The sequence below is a fragment of the Kocuria sp. genome, assembly GCF_030538595.1.
Lineage (GTDB): Bacteria > Actinomycetota > Actinomycetes > Actinomycetales > Micrococcaceae > Kocuria.
This window is the reverse complement of record NZ_JAUNTS010000002.1, coordinates 77,291-96,387: the sequence shown is the minus strand read 5'-3', so window position 1 is coordinate 96,387 and position 19,097 is coordinate 77,291. Positions and strand designations below refer to the sequence as shown.

The following is a 19,097-nucleotide window of genomic DNA, read 5'->3' as shown; positions in this document are numbered from 1 at the left end:
TAGCGAGTTTAGGCGTATTCACATGAAAAATGGTGGCCACATCCGCCGCCAGACTGCACCACGGCGCTGCGTCACGGCACCGGAACCGACATAAAACCTACTCCCGAGTAGCGCTTATGCGGATGCAAGAACAGCGTTCAATTCAGCTGTTGCCGCGCTCGCAGCGTTACGCAATGCCACAACTGACGGTCCGGCGCGCAGCACTCCCCGGGAGGAATTCACCAGAACCCTACCCCTGACCTGCTCGAACACTTGGCCAAGCATCTCCGGTGTGGCCCCTTGGGCGCCATAGCCCGGCGCCAGGATGGAACCGCTGAAACTTGCCAGATCCACGCCAACCTCCAGCGGGGATGACCCCACCGTGGCGCCGATCACAAGACCGTGAGGATTTATAACAATTTGATCACGTACTGTGCGTGTCGTGTCTGACAGGCTCGTGTTTCGATTTTCTACAGACCGGACCACTTCTGCGGCCACTGATTCGCGGTCACCCTTGTGTTGAACGGAGGCCCCCTCCGGATTGGAGGTCAAGGCCAGCACGTAGGTACCGCGCCCCGTGGCTTCCGCCAGTTCAAAGGCCGGAGCCAAGGAACCCGCCCCCAGGTACGGGCTCAAAGTGACGGCATCGGCCGCCAGAGCAGAGTCATCACTCAGCCAGGTTCGGGCATAAGCCTCCATGGTGGAGCCGATGTCCCCGCGTTTGGCATCGGCAATGGAAAGCACTCCGGCCTCCCGCGCCGCAGCCAGGGTTTCCTCCAAAACCGCCATGCCGGAGGAACCGTAGGCCTCATACCAGGCCACCTGCGGTTTCACGGCTGCCACCCCATCCGCAACAGCCTCAATGACCGTCATGGACAAACGCAACAAGCCCGCTGGGGTCTGCGGCAGACCCCAGGCGTCCATGACCGCTGGGTGAGCGTCAATCCCCACGCACAGCGGCCCCCGCTGGGCAATGGCCCGGCCCAACCGCACGCCATACGCATCCCGCGCACCTGAAGGTGGCCGGTGCTCTACTGGAGTTGGCCGATCCTGGGCTGGAGTCGGCTCTCCACCACCTTGTTCAGCCACGCTCTTCAGCTCCAACCACCAAACGCTCGGCATGATCCTGGAGAGAAGTCACGTCCCAGGAGTAGGAACGCATGGCTGTGACAGCCTGCAACGCCGCACCGATTTCAGCCACGGTGGTCACAATGGGCACCCCCACGCTGGTGGCTGCAGCACGGATCTCATAACCGTCACCGCGGGCATCCCCACCGCTGGACGGGGTGTTGAAGACCAGAGCAATCTCTCCTGCTTCGATCAGATTGATGATTGTCTGCTCCTGGCCCTGAGCATCAGAGATCTTGGCCACCACGGTGGAGTCGATCCCGTTGCGTTGCAGCACCTCCGCGGTACCGCCCGTGGACACAATCTCAAACCCGAGTTCCTTGAACATCCGCACGTACACCACGGATGCTCGCTTGTCCTTGTTGGCCACCGACACAAAAATCTTGCCCTCCGTGGGCAGGGCACCTCCCGCACCGGCCTGCGCCTTGGCAAAGGCGGTGTCAAAGTACTTGTCAATGCCCATGACTTCACCGGTGGAGCGCATCTCCGGGCCCAGCAGGGAGTCCACCACAGCACCTTCGCGGGTCCTGAAACGTGCAAAGGGCAAAACTGCTTCCTTGACCGCAACGGAGGCGGATTCGGGGAGTCGGACGCCGTCGCCGTCGGGAAGGAGCAGACCCTCCGCCCGCAGGTCCGCCACAGACTTGCCCGTGCCGATCAGGGCCGCAGCTTTGGCCAGCTGCACACCGGTGGCCTTGGAGACGAACGGCACGGTGCGCGACGCACGGGGATTGGCTTCAATCACGTACAGCACATCCGATGCCAGTGCGAACTGAATGTTGATCAACCCCCGGACCCCAACCCCCGCGGCAATCGCACCCGTAGCGGCACGCACTCGCTCCAAGACATCCGGACCCAGCGTGATCGGGGGCAAGGTGCACGCCGAATCCCCGGAGTGGATGCCGGCTTCCTCAATGTGCTCCATGATCCCACCCACGTAGAGATCACGGCCGTCGTAGAGGGCGTCCACGTCAATTTCAATGGCGTCCTCCAAGAACTTGTCGATCAGCGCCGGGCGCGACGGCGAAACCTCCGTGGCATTCTCCAGGTAGGTGCGCAGTTGGTCCTCGGTGTAGACAATCTCCATGCCGCGACCACCCAGCACGTAGGAGGGCCGGACCAGAACCGGGTAACCAATGTCCTGGGCAATGGCCTGAGCTGCCTCAAAGGTGTGAGCCGTCCCGTTGCGGGGCTGACGCAGCCCCGCATCCTGCAGCACCCGGGCAAACTCCCCGCGGTCCTCGGCAAGGTCAATGGCTTCCGGTGTGGTGCCCAGGATGGGAACACCGGCAGCTTTGAGCTGGGCTGCCAACTTCAAAGGCGTCTGCCCACCCAACTGCACGTAAATGCCCAGCAGACCGCCTGTGGCCCGCTCCACCTCCACGATCTCCATGACATCTTCAAAAGTCAGTGGCTCAAAGTAGAGGCGTGTGGAGATGTCGTAGTCCGTGGAAACCGTTTCCGGGTTGCAGTTGACCATCACGGTTTCATACCCGGCCTGCCGCAGCACCATGGAGGCGTGCACGCAGGAGTAGTCGAACTCAATGCCCTGCCCAATCCGGTTGGGGCCGGACCCCAGAATCATGATGGAGGGCTTGGCATGGGGCGCCACCTCGTTCTCCTGGTCATAGGAGGAGTAGTGGTACGGGGTGAATGCCTCGAACTCGGCAGCACAGGTGTCAACGGTCTTGAACACCGGACGGATGCCCAGGGCATGGCGCACACCGCGCACCACGGCCTCGGAAACATGAGCCAAGGCACCAATCTGCTCATCCGAAAACCCGTGCCGCTTGGCCAGCCGTAGGGTTTCGGCGGACAGATTCGGGTCTTCCCGGATCACGTCAGCCACCTGGTTGAGCAACTGAATCTGGTCCAGGAACCAGGGGTCGATCTTGGTCACCTCATGGATCTGTTCCACGGTGGCGCCGTTGAGCAATGCCTGTTGCACCGCGTAGATCCGTTCCGTGGTGGTGGCTGCCGTGGCTTCCACCAGCCGTTCGATCCCGTTGGGGCCAAGTGCCACCTCCGGAAGCTCAAAGGTGAAGGAGGAACCCTTCTGCTCCAGGGAGCGCATGGCCTTCTGCAGGGCCTCGGTGAAGTTACGTCCGATGGCCATGGCCTCCCCCACCGACTTCATGGTGGTGGTCAGTGTGGGATCGGCGGCCGGGAACTTCTCAAAGGCAAAACGCGGAACCTTGACCACCACGTAGTCCAGCGTGGGTTCAAAGGAAGCCGGGGTTTTCTGCGTGATGTCATTGGGAATCTCGTCCAGGGTGTAGCCCAGGGAAAGTTTGGTGGCGATCTTGGCAATCGGGAATCCAGTGGCTTTGGAGGCCAGTGCCGATGACCGGGACACACGGGGGTTCATCTCGATGACCACCACCCGTCCGGTCTCAGGGTCCACCGCAAACTGGATGTTGCACCCGCCGGTGTCCACACCGACTTCGCGGATCACGGCAATGGCAACATCACGCAGCTTTTGATATTCGCGGTCGGTCAGAGTCAGCGCCGGGGCCACCGTGATGGAGTCGCCGGTGTGCACCCCCACGGGGTCAAAGTTCTCAATGGAACACACCACCACCACGTTGTCGCGGGCATCGCGCATCATCTCCAGTTCGTATTCCTTCCACCCCAGGATGGACTCCTCCAGGAGCACTTCCGTGGTGGGGGAATACTGCAGACCGGCACCGGCAATGCGGTGCAGGTCGGCCTCGTTGTAAGCCATCCCCGAGCCCAGCCCACCCATGGTGAACGACGGACGAACCACCATGGGATAGCCCAGTTCTTCGGCAGCGCCCAGGGCTTCTTCCATGGTGTGCACAATCACCGACCGCGCAGATTCCGCACCGCAGCGTTCCACCACACCCTTGAAGGCCTCGCGGTCCTCCCCCAGATTGATGGCCTCAATGTTGGCGCCGATCAGTTCGACGTCGTATTGCTCCAGGACACCATTGGCATCCAGTGCAATGGCGGTGTTCAAAGCCGTTTGCCCGCCCAGGGTGGGCAGCACGGCGTCCGGGCGTTCCTTGGCGATGATCTTGGCCACCACTTCCGGGGTGATGGGCTCCACGTAGGTGGCATCCGCGAACTCGGGGTCCGTCATGATGGTGGCCGGATTGGAGTTGACCAAGATGACCCGCAGGCCCTCCTCCTTGAGCACCCGTAGCGCCTGGGTTCCGGAGTAGTCGAACTCCGCAGCCTGCCCGATCACGATGGGACCGGAGCCGATCACCAGCACGCTGTTCAAATCGGTCCTGCGCGGCATCAGTTGTGCTCCTCGGTCTGGTGGTGGGTGGTGGAGTCAGAGGTGGCGTTGGCCGCCAGCACGTCCACAAAACGATCAAACAGGTACGCGGCATCGTGCGGGCCGGCCGCCGCTTCCGGATGGTACTGAACCGAGAACGCGGGGATGTCCAGGCAGGCAAGCCCCTCCACGACGTCGTCGTTGAGGCCCACGTGCGATACCTCCACCCGCCCGAATTCCGCCACCGGCGCGGTCACCGGGCCGTCCAGGGGAGCGTCCACAGCGAATCCGTGGTTTTGCGCGGTGATCTCCACCTTGCCCGTGCGGCGATCCATCACGGGCTGGTTGATGCCGCGGTGGCCGAAAGGCAGCTTGTAGGTGTCAAAGCCCAGGGCACGCCCTAGCATCTGATTGCCAAAACAGATGCCGAAGAACGGGATCCCGGCGCGTAAAACGGCGCGCAGCACCTCAATTTGGCGCTCGGCGGTTTGCGGATCACCAGGCCCGTTGGACATGAACACACCGTCCGGGTTGATCTGGCTGATCTGCTCCCACGTGGTGGAGGCAGGCACCACATGAACGCGCAACCCGCGCTCGGCCATCCGCTGCGGGGTCATGGCCTTGATACCCAAGTCCACGGCAACGACGTCGAACCGCGGCTCGCCGTCCCAGCCATGGTCGGCGGGCTGCACCACGTAGGTCTCTTCCACACTGACCGTGTCTGCCAGTTGCCGCCCAGCCATGGACGGCTGCTCTGCCACGGTGCGCACCAACTCGGTTTCCGTACGATCGGTCAGGGCGGCACCGGAGAAAATTCCCGCCTTCATGGCGCCCTTGTCCCGCAGGTGCCGAGTGGCTGCCCGGGTGTCGATGTCGCAGATGGACACAATGCCCTGTTCGGCCAACAACTGATCCAGAGGCTTTTCATTGCGCCAGTTGGAAGCCACCCGGGAAGCATCGCGCACGGCGTAGCCCTCTACCCAGATGCGGCGGGATTCATCATCTTCCGTATTGGTTCCCGTGTTGCCAATGTGCGGGGCCGTTTGAATCACGATCTGCCCCGCATAGGAGGGGTCCGTGATGGTTTCCTGGTAGCCGGTCATACCGGTGCTGAACACGGCTTCCCCGAGTGCTTCCCCGGTGGCGCCCCAGGCGTGGCCGCGGAAAATTCGGCCGTCTTCAAGGACCAGTGCGGCGGGTGTGGTGGACAGCGAGCTCACGGTGTCTCCTTGGTGGACGGATTGCGGGTCTGATGAATCGAGTTCGGGGTGGCCGTTTCAGGCTCGGTGGCCGTTCCGTACTCGGTGGTTTGGGCGTTGAGGGCGCTCAGGGCGTTGAGCAGGTCGGCTTTGCCTTCACGGGTTTTGGTGCGCAGGCCGGTGTCCACCACGGTCTGGTTCCACCGCCAGGAGAGCACCACAATGCCGTCACGCTCCACAAACTTCCCCACCATGCCATTGGTGGTGCCGTGACCCACCATGTCTTGGGCCGCCACCCACAGGGGGTCGGCGCCGTCGCGGTCGAACAGCACGCCGTCCGGGTAGGTGAAAACGGTGGCGGAGGTTCGCAGCCCCAGATTGTGAGCCATCACCCGTTCCAGGTGGATTTGGTGGGCCACGGTGGCCACGTACATTCCGGGCACCACAGCCACAGGTTCGCGCGATTCGATGTCCTCCGGCAGCACCGGCAGGCCACCGGCCGCCTCAGCTGCCCGGGTGCGTCGAAGCCACGCGCGCCCCACCAGGGTGAAGAGGACGACGACGAATACGGCCAGGATCAGGGCTGTGAGGAGTTTTTCATCCATGATTACCGCTCATGCCACCTTTGAGTCTGAGAAATCTGAGGCGGAGCGCCGGCCCCGGCCCGCCAGGTACGTACTAGATGCCATTATCCGGCGGCCGGATGTGGGCGCATGAGAACACCGTCGAGCAGCACCGGATAGCCCCGGAAGAACGTGGCCTTGACGGCACCGGGCAAGGTCAGTCCTTTGTAGGGGCTGTTGCGGCCCTTGCTGGCGTGGGTCTGCGGGTCCACCACAGTTTCTGCGGCGGGATCGAACAGCACGATGTTGGCCGGTGCCCCCACCTCCAGGTCACAGCCTTGGTCCTCCAGCCGGCCGATACGGGCGGGAGTTTGGGACATGATGCGGGCAACATCACGCCAGGTGATCATGCCGGTGTCCACCAGGGTGTGCTGCACCACAGACAGCGCGGTCTCCAAACCTGTCATGCCCATGGCCGCGCAGGTCCACTCACATTGCTTGTCTTCCGCGGGATGCGGGGCGTGGTCCGTACCAACCACGTCAATCGTGCCATCCGCCACGGCGGCGCGCACCGCAGCGACGTCGTCATCCGTGCGCAGCGGCGGGTTGACCTTGTAGACCGGGTCAAAACTACGCACCAATTCGTCCGTGAGAAGAAGATGGTGCGGGGTGACCTCCGCGGTCACGTTTATGCCCTTCTCCTTGGCCCACCGCACCAGTTCCACCGAGCCCTGAGTGGACAGATGACAGATGTGAACCCGTGACCCCACGTGCTGAGCCAGAAGCACGTCCCGGGCGATGATCGCTTCCTCGGCCACGGCAGGCCATCCGGTCAATCCAAGATCTGCAGAAACCGAACCTTCATTCATCTGGGCGCCCTCGGTCAAGCGCGGCTCTTGGGCATGCTGAGCCACCACTCCGTCAAAGGTTTTGACGTACTCCAGGGCGCGGCGCATCAGCAGGGGGTCATGAACACACTTCCCGTCATCCGAAAACACCCGGACTTGAGCGCGTGATTCCGCCATGGCACCAATTTCGGACAGCCGTTGCCCTTCCAGACCCACTGTCACCGCTCCGATGGGCTGGACCTGGGTCCAGCCAGCGGTTCGTCCCAATCCCCAGACTTGCTCCACCACACCCGCGGTGTCCGCCACGGGATGGGAGTTGGCCATGGCGAACACCGCGGTGTAGCCGCCCTTGGCTGCTGCCCGGGTTCCGGTTTCCACCGTTTCAGCATCTTCACGGCCCGGTTCGCGCAGGTGGGTGTGGATGTCCACCAAGCCCGGAAGTGCAATCTGATGAGCTGCGTCAATGATCGTGGCCGATTCCACAGCTTGAGCAAGATCTGGTTGCCCTGAGAGCTCCTGCTGCTCAGCCAGCCCCGGCTGGATGGCGGCGATCTTCCCGTCCACCACCAAAATGTCAGTGACAGTCTCCCCCAGCACATTGGCGTTGGTGATGAGCCAGCGGCCGGTGTCCGGGGAGCTGTTGGGTTCTGCGTACTGGCTCATGATCGCTTCCTGTCTTCGGTCCTGGGGCCATCCATCGACGTGGTCCAGCGTTGGGTCTTCACGCCGTCACATCCGGGGTGTCATCACCGGTGAGCAACAAATAGAGGCTGGCCATCCGTACTGCCACACCGTTGGACACCTGACGGAGCACGGTGGAGCGGGGAGAATCTGCGGCCACGGAGGAAATCTCCAGGCCACGGTTCATGGGCCCGGGGTGCATGATGGCGGTGGCGGCGCCCGCTGCATCCAGGGCGTGGAGGCGTTCCGGGGTCAGACCCCACCAGCGCGCATACTCGGCTTCCGAGGGGAAGAATGCCGCGTGCATGCGTTCGCGCTGAACGCGCAGCAGCATGACGGCATCGGGATCGTCTGCCAGCGCCTCATCCAGGTTGAACACAATCCGGGCCGGCCAGTGCTCCACCCCCACGGGCAGCAGCGTGGGGGGTGCCACAAACGTGACCCGCGCCCCCAAAGTGTTGAGCAACCACATGTTGGAGCGGGCCACCCGAGAATGCAGGATGTCCCCCACGATCACCACGTGCAGTCCATCCAGCCCGGTTCCAGCGGTGTCAGTACCCGCTAGCTGTGCACGGTGTTCGCGCAAGGTCATCACATCAAGGAGGGCCTGGGTGGGGTGTTCGTGTTTCCCATCACCGGCATTGAGCACAGCGGCGTCTATCCAGCCAGACGTTGCCAACTGCTGCGGTGCACCCGAGGACCCGTGGCGGATCACCACCGCATCAGCCCCCATGGCCATCAGCGTTTGTGCGGTGTCCTTCAAAGACTCACCCTTGGAGACGGAGGAACCTTTGGCGGAAAAATTGATGACGTCGGCAGACAGTCTCTTGGCTGCGGACTCAAAGGAAATTCGCGTGCGCGTGGAGTCCTCGAAGAAGAGGTTGACCACAGTTCGTCCGCGAAGGGCCGGTAATTTTTTGACCGACTGCTGGCTCACTTGGGCCATGCGGTCTGCGGTGTCCAAGATCTGAATTGCCGACTCACGCGTGAGATCGCGGGTGCTCAGCAGGTGTTTCATCCCACGATCACCACTTCATCCACGGCGGCTTCAGCAGCGTCAGAGGGGGTGCCCGGCGCGGCGGCAACAGCGTCGATTTCCGTCAAGCGCACTTTGACCACCTCGCGGGTGGCAGTGGGAAGGTTCTTGCCCACAAAGTCCGCCCGGATGGGCAACTCTCGGTGCCCGCGATCCACCAGAACCGCCAACCGAACAATGCCTGGCCGTCCCAATTCCGTGAGGGCATCGAGTGCGGCACGAATGGTGCGTCCCGAATACAGTACGTCGTCCACCAGGACCACCGTGGCGTCGTCGATCCCGCGCTGCGGCAAGACCGTGGGCCACGGCACCTTGGACGGGTTGCGCCGCAAGTCATCCCGGTACATGGTGACGTCCAGCTGCCCCAGAGAGGTGGCGGGGTCAAAGGAATCTATGGCGGCCAATTTGGTGGCCAAGCGCTGGGCCAGCGGGTAACCGCGCCGCGGAATACCCAAGAGCACCAGATCCTGTGCCCCGCGGTTGGACTCCAGGATTTCGTGGGCAATACGGGTCACAGCGCGGTCAATGTCCGCGGCGTTCAACAACCGGCGTGTGTCCGGTTGCCCCTCTGCTGGTTTCGGTGGGTGCGATGATTCACTCACAGGTGCTGCCTTCCTTCCCCGCCTCACAGGACGGACTTAAAGGGACGCGCTACTGCAAAAACCCTAGCACCGCATCAGTCTGCGGTGGGCACCGAATCGGGCTCCGATGAGGGGGCTGGAGTGGTGTCCACCGGATCAGCTGCCACATCCACCGGGTCATCTGCCACATCCACCAGGGTGGGCTTGACAGTTTGCAACCGTCCCAGCACTCCGTTGATGAACGACGGCGAATCGTCCGTGCTCAGCGTCTTGGCCAAACTCACGGCTTCATCCACCGCCACCGTGTCCGGGACGTCGTCGTTGAACAACAGTTCCCAGGCACCCAACCGCAAGATGTTGCGATCCACGGCCGGCATGCGTTCCAAAGTCCAGCCGCGTGACCAGGTCTGGATGGCCTCGTCAATCTCCGCGCGGCGCAGCTGAACGCCGCGCACCAGTTCTTCGGTGAAGGCGCCAAAGAGCTGCTGGGAGTTTTCCCGGCGTCGCTCCAGCACCTCAACGGGGTCCTGGTTGCGGGCTTCAGCCTCGAAAAGAATTTCCACGGCCCGGGTGCGGGCCTTGGTCCGCGCCCCGCTCATTCGGTGACGCGACCCAGGTAGTCACCCGAGCGGGTGTCAACCTTCACGCGGGTGTTGTTCTCGATGAACAACGGCACCTGGATCTGGTAGCCGGTCTCCAAGGTGGCAGGCTTGGTACCGCCGGTGGAGCGATCACCCTGCAAACCGGGCTCGGTGTAGGTGATCTCAAGAACCACGGACGGCGGCAGCTCGATGTAGAGCGGGGCCCCTTCGTGCATGGCGATCACGGCATTGGTGTTCTCCAACATGAAGTTCTCGGCTTCACCCACCACCGAGGCCGGGATGTTCAGCTGGTCATAGGTGGAGTTGTCCATGAACACAAAGTCATCGCCGTCTTTGTACAGGTACTGATACTCGGAGCGATCAACGGTTGCGGTGTCCACCTTGGCACCCGCGTTGAAGGTCTTGTCCACCACTTTGCCGGAGGTCACATTGCGCAGCTTGGTCCGCACAAAAGCACCACCCTTGCCGGGCTTGACGTGCTGGAACTCAATGACGCTCCACAGGTTGCCGTCCAGATTCAGGACGGTGCCGTTCTTGATGTCGTTGGTGGTTGCCACGGTGCTCTCTATCGTCTTCGCGGGATTTTGACTGCGGGCCATCCTACCAAGAACCGCAACTCCGCCGAGATCATGGAAACGTTCGATTTTCGGCGCTCAGGACCAACATTTCCATGATCTCGGCGAGTTGGTTAGTGGGCTACGTCTTGGTAGACGGCAAACAGCACCGAGGTGTCCGGGACCTCCAGGATGCGAGGGCGGGCGACGTCGTCCAAGATCACAAATCGCAGCAGACCACCACGGGTTTTCTTGTCCCGTTTCATGACCTCCAGAAGTTTGGGCCACTGATCGAACCGATACTCGGTGGGCAATCCCAACAGCTTCAAGATCCGGTAGTGCCGCTCGACCACCTGATCCGGCAAAGTCCCTGCCGTCCGCCCCAGCTCGGCGGCAAAGACCATGCCAATGGCCACGGCGGCACCGTGGCGCCATTGATACCGTTCATTGTTCTCAATCGCATGGCCCAACGTGTGCCCGTAGTTCAGGAACTCTCGGCGACCGGATTCTTTGAGGTCTTGAGAGACCACCTCCGCCTTCACCCGTACGGAACGCTCCACCAGTTCCCGCAGGATCGGTGAGGTCGGGTCCTTGGCCTCCTCCGGGTGTTCTTCGATCAGGTCCAGGATCCTGGGATCGGCAATGAAGCCACATTTGACCGTCTCCGCCATCCCCGTCAGCAATTCGTTCGTGGGAAGAGTGGTCAGCGCGTCCAGATCACACAGAACCGCAGCCGGCGGATGGAAAGCGCCCACCAGGTTCTTGCCTTCAGCCGTATTGATCCCGGTCTTGCCGCCCACTGCGGCATCCACCATGCCCAGAAACGTGGTGGGAATGTGCACCACGCGGATACCGCGCAACCACGTGGCAGCCACAAAACCGGCCAGATCGGTCACGGCACCGCCACCGACCGCCACTATGGCATCACTGCGCGTGAAGTCCGCCTGACCCAGAGCCTGCCAGCAGAACCCAGCCACCTCCAGGCGCTTGCCTTCTTCCGCATCCGGAATGATCGCCTGAAAAACCTGATAACCATCCGCTTGCAGCTGTTCCACCACCACCTGCCCGTTGGCTTCCAATGCCTGCGGGTGGATGACCAACACTTTCTTGACGCGCGGACCCAGTACCTCCCCCAGATGGCCCAACAAGCCGTTGCCCACCAGAACCTGGTAGTTCTCCTCTGGCTTGGAACCGGTGACCGGGATGCGTGTGGTGGTGCTCATGACGTGAATCTGTCCTCAGTGCGTCGTGTCAGCGCAAGCCCCGGCAGCACCGGGGTTCAACCGCTGAATGTCGTTGTGCAAGTCCTGGGCAATATCGGCCACCTGCCGTTGCCCCGTGCCGTCCACCCGGATCTTGGCCAAACCTTCGTAGCGGTCCCGCCGGGCTGCCAAAAGTTCGCTCCAGCGTTTCTCCGGATCCGGTTGCAGCATGGGACGCGTGCGATTGCCGCTGATCCGCGGGAACACCGTGGCTGCGTCCACTTCCAGATACGCCACCAGTTCATCGCGCAGCAACAGGCGCACGCGCTCCGTCATGGGTGCACCCCCGCCCACGGAGAAGATGGCATTGGCATGGTCTCGATCGCTGAGCACTTCCTGGATCACATCCGCCTCCAGGTCGCGGAAGTACTTTTCCCCGTGCTCCTGGAAGATGTCTGCAATCACCCCGTGCCGCTGCACAATGACCTGATCGGCATCCACAAAGTCGTAGCCAAAAAACTTGGACATGTGCAGTGCCAAGAATGATTTTCCAGCAGCCATGGGGCCGATCAGAACCACGGGTCTCACCAGCGCCGTGGCGCCGGGGGTACCAACCGGACCCAGATCACCGTCCACCCCGGCCACCCTGCCACCGGGATTGCTCAAGGCCGAGTGCGCCAGGCTCTGGGCAAAATCCTTGGGGGAAAACTGCGCACCGGCGCTCATGCGTTGCGCTCCTCAGCAGGCGCCTCCATGCCGTCAAAGCTACCCAGGTGGCCGGAGGAACGCAGGGAGTCCGGAATGGCCGCCAGGTAAGCGTCCTTGTTGCGAACGGTCTCTGCAATGTTGTCCCCGCCAAATTTCTCCATCACGGCATCTGCCAGCACCAACGCAGTCATGGCTTCTGCCACCACACCGGCCGCCGGAACAGCGCAGACATCTGAGCGTTGGTGATGTGCCCGGGAGGCTTCGCGGGTGCTGATGTCCACGGTGCGCAAGGCCTTGGGAACGGTTGCAATGGGCTTCATGGCGGCGCGAACCCGCAGAACGTCCCCGATGGACATGCCACCCTCAATGCCGCCGGCGCGGTTGGACACGCGGTGCACCTGGCCGTCATTACCGATCATGATTTCGTCATGCGCGGCCGATCCGGGACGGGCAGCGGTGAGGAAACCGTCCCCCACTTCCACTCCCTTGATGGCTTGAATACCCATCAACGCACCAGCCAACCGCGCATCCAGGCGGCGGTCCCAATGCACATAGGACCCCAGCCCCGGAGGCAGGTTGTAGGCCAGGACCTCCACCACACCCCCCAGGGTTTCACCGTCCTTGTGCGCCACGTCCACGGCCTCAACCATCTCCTGGGAGGTGGTCCGGTCAAAGCAGCGCAGCGGATCGGCGTCCAGCTGCTCCACATCCGACGCGGTGGGACGTGCGGCATCCAGCGGTGCAGCCACCCCGCCCACTGCCGTGGTGTGCGATACCAGCCCAATATCCAGGGCAGCCAACATCTTGGCGGCCACCACCCCCAGGGCCACACGCGTTGCGGTTTCTCGGGCGGAGGCACGTTCCAGAATGGGCCGCGCCTCACGGTGAGCGTACTTTTGCATACCGGTGAAGTCGGCGTGGCCCGGGCGCGGACGGGTCAGTGCCGCGTTCCGGGCCTTACCCTCCAGCTCTGCGGGGTCCACGGGGTCCGCGCTCATCACCCGCTCCCACTTGGGCCATTCGGTATTGGCGATCTCAATGGCCACCGGACCCCCCTGGGTGATCCCGTGACGAACACCGCCCAACAGACGCACTCGGTCCTGCTCAAACTTCATGCGAGCCCCACGCCCGTATCCCAGACGACGGCGAGCCAGGGCCTCCTGGATGTCCCCGGAAGTCAGTTCCACCCCCGCGGGAACACCCTCAATGATGCCCACCAGGGCCTCGCCGTGGGATTCTCCGGCCGTGAGCCAACGGAGCATGAGTGATTTCTCCTCAGATGGTGGGGTCAGGTACTGGATGGTGCCAGGGCTTGACAGGTGTCAGGTGCTCGGACAAACCTTGGGTGATCTTACCGGTCTGCGGCCAGTGCGGGCCGCCCCACCGCTTCACACATGGCGTTGATCACAGTTGCCTCACGGGGCAGGTCAACGTCCAGGGGCCGCTTGGTGAACAGTTTGATCTGGTCCACGGCTTGGAAGATCAGCATGTCGATTCCCGGGGCCACCTGTCCACCGGCGCGTGTCCAGGCCCGTGCAATGGCCGAAGGCCAGGGGTCATAGGCGGCGTCCAACAGCACACCCGTGGTGTGGCGCCCCCGCACTGCGGCAAACGCAGCCGCCAGATCATCACAACCGTGCGGCGGCAAGGTGGCCACGACGACGTCGTACCCGGCCACGTGCTCCGCAGCCTGTTCCCATGGCTTGAGCTGCAGCGGTAGGCCCAGGTGCTCGGCCGCCGTGACGGTGCGGTGGGCTCGTGCTTCCGAACGAACCCAAGCGTCCACTGACGTGGCCCCAAGTCCTTGAAGGGCAGCCACCGCGGCGGTGGCGGTTCCGCCACCGCCCAGAATGGCTGCCCGTGGAACAGGTGGAATGTGCCCGGCTGCACGTAGGGCCCCCATGATGCCCGCAACATCCGTGTTGTGGCCCAACACGTGACCGTCACCGTGATGCACCAGGGTGTTCACCACACCAACGGCCTCCGCCAGGTCCGTGAGCTCATCGGCGATTTCTGCTGCCTCAGACTTCAACGGCATGGTCACGGACAGCCCGCGCCACAGGGGGTCATGGCGCAGCTGCTCCACCCGCGGAACCAGCCCGGTTTCCTCCACGTCCGTGGCACCGTAGTCCAGGAGCTCCCCCAAGAGGGCGTAGGCCGTCCGGTGCAACTGCGGTGAGCGGGAGTGGCTGATCGGGTGACCCACCACCCCCGCGTAGGGGGTCGCAGCTTCTGGACTGAACCTCTGTGCGGAAGATGTGCCGTGCTCAGTCACAACGTCCCGGGTTGTCAGAGCACCACGACTGGTATTCAGCCACGTTTTCTTCGTGCTGGGCAAAGTTCTCCGCAAACTTGGTTTCGCCCGTGTCCAGGTTGACGGTCACCCAGTAGTAGTAGTCGTTCTGTGCGGGATTCGCCGTTGCGTCAATGGACGCATCCCCCGGGGAACCGATGGGGCCCACCGGTAGTCCCGGATTGGCAAAGGTGTTGTATTCATTGGAGGAATCGTTGCGTTCCTCGTCGGAGAAGTCGTAGGAGCGTCGGCCAAGGCCGTAGGTCACGGAGGCATCCGATTGGATGAATCCGTTGGTTTCATCATCCGGACGGTCAATACGGTTGAAAATCGCTCCGGCCACATCCGCGTAATCGGAGGGGACGCCTTCGAACTCCACCAGGGAAGCCACCGTGAGAACACGGAAAGCCTGATCTTCCGGAACGTTGTTGCGTTCCAGCGTGGCCTTGGTGCGGTCCACCATCTCCTGCAAGATCTCATCTGCGGTGGCATCCAGCGGGAAACGGTACTCACCGGGATGCAGGTAACCCTCAATGGTGGGGAACTGCTCCGGAATGCCGAACTTGGAGGTGTCCTGCGCGGCACTCTCGAATTCGTCCTTGGAGATGCCCGTGGAGTCGGACAGGATCTCAAAGGTGTCGTCCATGCGCAGGGTGTTGGCCACAGCGGCGTAGTGCGCGGGGTCGCCTTCATCCATCAGCACCCGGACCGCGGCCTGGGAACTCATTTGGCGCCGCATTTCATAGTCACCGGGCTGGATGAACTGGCCCTGGTACTCCGCATTGAACGTGTCAATGAAACGGCCGGCGTTGGCCACGATGTCTTCATTGGTCAGATTGATGCCCACCTGCTCAATGGTTTCGCCCTCTTGGATGGTGAAGTTCACGGCGTCATTGCCGTCACCGCGGTAGTCCTTGCGTTCAAACCACCCAAAGTTGTTGCCCAAGACGGAGATGGTGAACACTGCCGCCACCGTGAACAGGGCAATGGCCCCGATCAAGGAGAGGTTGTGCCGCTTTTTCAGGCGTTCAAGCTGTTCTTCGGAGCGTTCCTCCACCTGGAAGGCACCGGTCAGCCCCTTTCCGCCCTCTCGGCGGGTTCGCCTTCGGCCCTGGTCTTCAGGACCGCGCTGCTGCTCGCTCACGTGAGGTCTCCCTCCGGCTTGGCGGACGAGGCAGAGTCGTCCATGGTCATGTCAGTATTTTGATCGGCTCCGCGTGTAACGGACGGATCACGGCCTTTGTCGGCGCGGCGCGCAGCGGCAAGTGCAGCTTCCAAAATGGTCACTGCTGCTTGCTGATCCACTTTGGATTTGTGGTCACGGCGGGACAACCCGGCCTGGTGCAGCATGCGATGGGACTCCACGCTGGTCCAGCGCTCATCCACCATGTGCACCGGTGTTGGTTCTCCAGTCCGCTCCAATCGGTCGGCCAGGCGCTGGGCCCAGTCCAAGGCTGCCCTGGTGGAGTCGGTGTGCTCACCGGACATGGCCAGCGGAAGTCCCACCACCACTTCAACCACACCGTGTTCGCGGACCAATTTGGCTGCGATCTTGACGTCAAAGTGCTTTTTGAGGTCACGTTCCAGGGTGGTCAGCGGTGTGGCCAGAATGGCATCGGGATCTGTCAGGGCCACCCCCACGCGCACTTGGCCCACGTCCACCCCGAGTCGACGTCCTCGCACCGTGAGATCCAGGGGTTGAGGTGATGAAACCACCTCAGGCATTGCCGCTCCCCGCCGCTGCGTCCTGGTCCCCAAAACGTCGGAGCTGGGCCAGGATGGCTTCCAAGGCAGCACCGGTCTTGGAAGCATCCTGTCCGCCGCCCTGTGCGACGTCGTCCTTGCCACCGCCACCGCCACCGAGCACACCCGCCGCTGTGCGCACCAGGGCACCAGCCTTGGCGCCAGCCGAACGCGCGGAGTCCGTGGTGGCCACCAGCAACAGGGGGCGGTCATTGGCCACGCCCGTCACGGCCACCACGGCCGGGCGCTGAGCGAGGCGGCCCCGCAGATCCAGAGCCAAGGCCCGCAGATCATCCGCCCCGGAGACCTCTCCCATGTCATGGGTCAGAACGTGGAAGGTTCCAAGGTCTTGAACGGAATCCAGCAAAGACCCCGCCTGCGCGGCCAACTTCTCCCGCCGTGCAGCAGCCAACTCCTTCTCGGTTGACCGCAGCTTCTCCAAGGTTTCCTGGATGCGTGCCGGCAACTCAGCCGAATGCTGCACCTTGAGCAGTTCCGTCAGCTGATTCACCAAGGTGCGCTCAGCGGCCAGGTGTTCAAAGGAGTTCAGTCCCACCAACGCTTCCACGCGGCGGTTACCCGAGCCCACGGAACCCTCCGTGAGCAGGGACAGGGAGCCGATCTGGGCGGTGTCAGCCACATGGGTGCCGCCGCACAGCTCACGGGACCAGGGGCCGTTGAGCTCCACCACACGGACCTGATCACCGTACTTTTCACCGAACAGACTCATGGCACCCAGCGCCTTGGCTTCAGCCAGGGGCATCTCCCGGGTGATCACCTCATGGTCGTCACGAATGATCGTGTTGGCCAGGCCCTCGACCTCCTGCTTTTGGGTCTCGGACAAGCCCTGCCCCCAGGCAAAGTCAAAACGCAGGTAGCCCTCCTTGTTGAAGGAACCGCGCTGCACAGCTTCCGGCCCCAGGACATCGTGGAGGGCCGCGTGCACGATGTGAGTTCCGGTGTGCGCCATTTCCGCATCACGACGACGTCGTACATCAATGGAAGCCACCGCCTCGGCACCGGCCACCACTTCCCCGGAGGTGACCGTGGCGCGGTGCACTGACAGACCTTTGACCGGCTGCTGCACATCGGAGACGGTCAGCACGAAGCCTTGACCGGTAATGGTGCCGGTGTCCGCAGCCTGGCCACCGGCCTCCGCATAGAACGGGGTGGAGTCCAAGATCACCTCAACCTGCTCACCCTGGGAGGCGGCAGGAACAGTGGCACCATCCACCAGCAGCGCCCGCACAGTGGTGGCGGTGGAGACCTCCGAATAGCCGGTGAACACCGAATCCCGCTGCTCCTGCAATGCCCGCAGCACCGAGAGATCGGCGTGGGCGCCCTTCTTGGCCCGGGCGTCCTTGCGCGCACGCTCACGTTGGTCATTCATCAACGAGCGGAACGCGGCCTCATCCACGGACACCCCCGCTTCAGCTGCCATCTCCAACGTGAGGTCAATGGGGAAACCGTAGGTGTCATGCAGTGCGAATGCCTCCGCGCCGGTCACAGCACCGCTGTGGGCCTTGGCCGCGGTCACGGCTTCTTCCAGTCGGGAGGTACCGGACTCGATCGTCTTCAGGAATGCCTTTTCCTCCGCGTAAGCAATCCGGGAAATCCGCTCAAAATCCTCCACCACCACGGGGAACATCTCCCCCATGGCATCGCGGGAGGCCGGCAGCAGTACATTGAGGCACGGTTCGGTCACCCCCAGCAAACGCATGGCTCGGATGGCACGGCGCAAGAGACGACGCAAGATGTAGCCGCGTCCCTCGTTGCCGGGCGTGACGCCGTCGGCAATCAACATCAGCGAGGAACGGATGTGGTCGGCCACCACGCGCATGCGGACGTCGTCGGCATAGCCCCGGTCCTCGGCGCGCTCGGCACCGTGGTAGGTCTTGCCGGAGAGTTCGGAGGCTGCGTCCAGAACCGGGCGGACCTGATCCGTCTCGTAAAAGTTCTCAACCCCCTGCAGCAGCATGGCCATACGCTCCACGCCCATACCGGTGTCAATGTTCTTGCGCGGCAACTCACCCAGGATCTCGTAATCCTTGCCGGAGCCTTCGCCACGCTGGTACTGCATGAACACCAGGTTCCAGATTTCAATGTAGCGATCGTCATCCACCGCCGGGCCGCCCTCACGGCCGTAGCGGGGACCACGATCGTAGAAGATCTCGGAGTCCGGACCAGCGGGGCCCGGCTGCCCGGTGTCCCAGTAGTTTTCCTCCTTGGGCATGCGCTGGATGCGCTCCTCCGGCAGCCCCACGGTGTTGCGCCACAGATCGTGGGCTTCGTCATCGCCTTCGTAAATGGTGACCCACAGGCGTTCGGGCTCAAGTCCATAACCACCGTCCTGAGTGGCGGAGGTCAGCAGTTCCCAGGCCATGGGGATGGCCTTTTCCTTGAAGTAATCACCGAAGGAAAAGTTGCCGGCCATCTGGAAAAACGTTCCGTGGCGGGCGGTTTTGCCCACTTCATCAATGTCCAGCGTGCGAATGCACTTCTGCACGGAAGTGGCCCGCAGCCAGGGGGCCTGCTCCTGACCCAGGAAATATGGGATGAACGGCACCATGCCGGCAATCGTGAACATGGACCCGGGCTGGGTGGAGACCAGAGAGGCGGAAGGCACAATCGTGTGACCCTGCTTCTGGAAATAGCTCAGCCAGCGTTCAGTGATCTCATGGGTCAACATGGGCGACTTTTGGTCCTTTGTGGTGTGGTCGTCTAATTCTGAGTGCA

15 protein-coding genes and 1 pseudogene are annotated in these 19,097 nt (G+C 62.8%); all 16 read right to left on the bottom strand.

Annotation, left to right across the window (positions count from 1 at the left end; all coding sequences use genetic code 11):
* Nucleotides 1-114: 114 nt before the first annotated feature.
* The gene (gene pyrF, locus Q4G32_RS02715; RefSeq protein WP_441327448.1) at nt 115-1,068 is read right to left on the bottom strand and encodes an orotidine-5'-phosphate decarboxylase; all 954 of its coding nucleotides are present in this window, start codon (nt 1,066-1,068) and stop codon (nt 115-117) included.
* Complete coding sequence (gene carB, locus Q4G32_RS02710) at nt 1,061-4,372, bottom strand: carbamoyl-phosphate synthase large subunit (RefSeq protein WP_303349109.1); 3,312 nt, start codon at nt 4,370-4,372, stop codon at nt 1,061-1,063. Before carB ends, pyrF begins: the two co-directional genes overlap by 8 nt.
* A complete protein-coding gene (carA, locus tag Q4G32_RS02705) occupies nt 4,372-5,571 on the bottom strand; it encodes a glutamine-hydrolyzing carbamoyl-phosphate synthase small subunit (protein ID WP_303349108.1) in 1,200 nt (399 codons plus the stop codon). The genes carB and carA overlap by 1 nt, the downstream gene beginning before the upstream one ends.
* The gene (locus tag Q4G32_RS02700) at nt 5,568-6,155 is read right to left on the bottom strand and encodes a PH-like domain-containing protein (RefSeq protein WP_303349107.1); all 588 of its coding nucleotides are present in this window, start codon (nt 6,153-6,155) and stop codon (nt 5,568-5,570) included. The genes carA and Q4G32_RS02700 overlap by 4 nt, the downstream gene beginning before the upstream one ends.
* A gap of 83 nt (nt 6,156-6,238) precedes the next feature.
* Entirely contained in the window at nt 6,239-7,624 is a 1,386-nt protein-coding gene (locus Q4G32_RS02695) for a dihydroorotase (protein WP_303349106.1), read from the bottom strand.
* Between the two features lie 58 nt (nt 7,625-7,682).
* Nucleotides 7,683-8,660 (bottom strand): aspartate carbamoyltransferase catalytic subunit, encoded by a 978-nt coding sequence (locus tag Q4G32_RS02690; RefSeq protein ID WP_303349105.1) that lies wholly within the window; start codon nt 8,658-8,660, stop codon nt 7,683-7,685.
* Nucleotides 8,657-9,280 carry a bifunctional pyr operon transcriptional regulator/uracil phosphoribosyltransferase PyrR gene (pyrR, locus tag Q4G32_RS02685; protein WP_303349104.1) on the bottom strand — a complete coding sequence of 208 codons (624 nt, stop codon included), beginning with the start codon at nt 9,278-9,280 and terminating at the stop codon, nt 8,657-8,659. The genes Q4G32_RS02690 and pyrR overlap by 4 nt, the downstream gene beginning before the upstream one ends.
* Before the next feature lie 167 nt (nt 9,281-9,447).
* A pseudogene (gene nusB, locus Q4G32_RS02680) lies at nt 9,448-9,858 on the bottom strand (transcription antitermination factor NusB); the annotation flags it as partial.
* Nucleotides 9,855-10,418: an elongation factor P gene (efp, locus tag Q4G32_RS02675; RefSeq protein WP_303349103.1), complete on the bottom strand. Its 564-nt coding sequence runs from the start codon at nt 10,416-10,418 to the stop codon at nt 9,855-9,857. The pseudogene nusB and the gene efp, both read right to left, overlap by 4 nt.
* Nucleotides 10,419-10,549: 131 nt before the next feature.
* The gene (aroB, locus tag Q4G32_RS02670; RefSeq protein WP_303349102.1) at nt 10,550-11,638 is read right to left on the bottom strand and encodes a 3-dehydroquinate synthase; all 1,089 of its coding nucleotides are present in this window, start codon (nt 11,636-11,638) and stop codon (nt 10,550-10,552) included.
* A 15-nt stretch (nt 11,639-11,653) separates the two neighbouring features.
* On the bottom strand, nt 11,654-12,343 hold the full coding sequence (locus Q4G32_RS02665; RefSeq protein ID WP_303349101.1) for a shikimate kinase: 690 nt from the start codon (nt 12,341-12,343) through the stop codon (nt 11,654-11,656).
* On the bottom strand, nt 12,340-13,587 hold the full coding sequence (gene aroC / locus Q4G32_RS02660; protein WP_303349100.1) for a chorismate synthase: 1,248 nt from the start codon (nt 13,585-13,587) through the stop codon (nt 12,340-12,342). Before aroC ends, Q4G32_RS02665 begins: the two co-directional genes overlap by 4 nt.
* 89 nt (nt 13,588-13,676) lie before the next feature.
* Entirely contained in the window at nt 13,677-14,600 is a 924-nt protein-coding gene (locus tag Q4G32_RS02655) for a shikimate dehydrogenase (RefSeq protein WP_303349099.1), read from the bottom strand.
* Nucleotides 14,593-15,762 carry an endolytic transglycosylase MltG gene (gene mltG / locus Q4G32_RS02650; protein WP_303349098.1) on the bottom strand — a complete coding sequence of 390 codons (1,170 nt, stop codon included), beginning with the start codon at nt 15,760-15,762 and terminating at the stop codon, nt 14,593-14,595. The genes Q4G32_RS02655 and mltG overlap by 8 nt, the downstream gene beginning before the upstream one ends.
* On the bottom strand, nt 15,759-16,343 hold the full coding sequence (ruvX, locus tag Q4G32_RS02645) for a Holliday junction resolvase RuvX (protein ID WP_303349097.1): 585 nt from the start codon (nt 16,341-16,343) through the stop codon (nt 15,759-15,761). The genes mltG and ruvX overlap by 4 nt, the downstream gene beginning before the upstream one ends.
* Nucleotides 16,336-19,050, bottom strand: coding sequence for an alanine--tRNA ligase (gene alaS, locus Q4G32_RS02640; protein WP_303349096.1), 2,715 nt, complete (start codon nt 19,048-19,050; stop codon nt 16,336-16,338). Before alaS ends, ruvX begins: the two co-directional genes overlap by 8 nt.
* Nucleotides 19,051-19,097 lie beyond the last annotated feature (47 nt).

What these genes read in the sequence shown, in the direction of transcription:
- carB (WP_303349109.1), bottom strand. Translation starts at nt 4,372, where the DNA reads ATGCCGCGCAGGACCGATTTGAACAGCGTGCTGGTGATCGGCTCCGGT.
- Q4G32_RS02700 (WP_303349107.1), bottom strand. Translation starts at nt 6,155, where the DNA reads ATGGATGAAAAACTCCTCACAGCCCTGATCCTGGCCGTATTCGTCGTC.
- Q4G32_RS02695 (WP_303349106.1), bottom strand. Translation starts at nt 7,624, where the DNA reads ATGAGCCAGTACGCAGAACCCAACAGCTCCCCGGACACCGGCCGCTGG.
- Q4G32_RS02690 (WP_303349105.1), bottom strand. Translation starts at nt 8,660, where the DNA reads ATGAAACACCTGCTGAGCACCCGCGATCTCACGCGTGAGTCGGCAATT.
- aroB (WP_303349102.1), bottom strand. Translation starts at nt 11,638, where the DNA reads ATGAGCACCACCACACGCATCCCGGTCACCGGTTCCAAGCCAGAGGAG.
- Q4G32_RS02665 (WP_303349101.1), bottom strand. Translation starts at nt 12,343, where the DNA reads ATGAGCGCCGGTGCGCAGTTTTCCCCCAAGGATTTTGCCCAGAGCCTG.
- aroC (WP_303349100.1), bottom strand. Translation starts at nt 13,587, where the DNA reads ATGCTCCGTTGGCTCACGGCCGGAGAATCCCACGGCGAGGCCCTGGTG.
- ruvX (WP_303349097.1), bottom strand. Translation starts at nt 16,343, where the DNA reads ATGCCTGAGGTGGTTTCATCACCTCAACCCCTGGATCTCACGGTGCGA.
- alaS (WP_303349096.1), bottom strand. Translation starts at nt 19,050, where the DNA reads ATGTTGACCCATGAGATCACTGAACGCTGGCTGAGCTATTTCCAGAAG.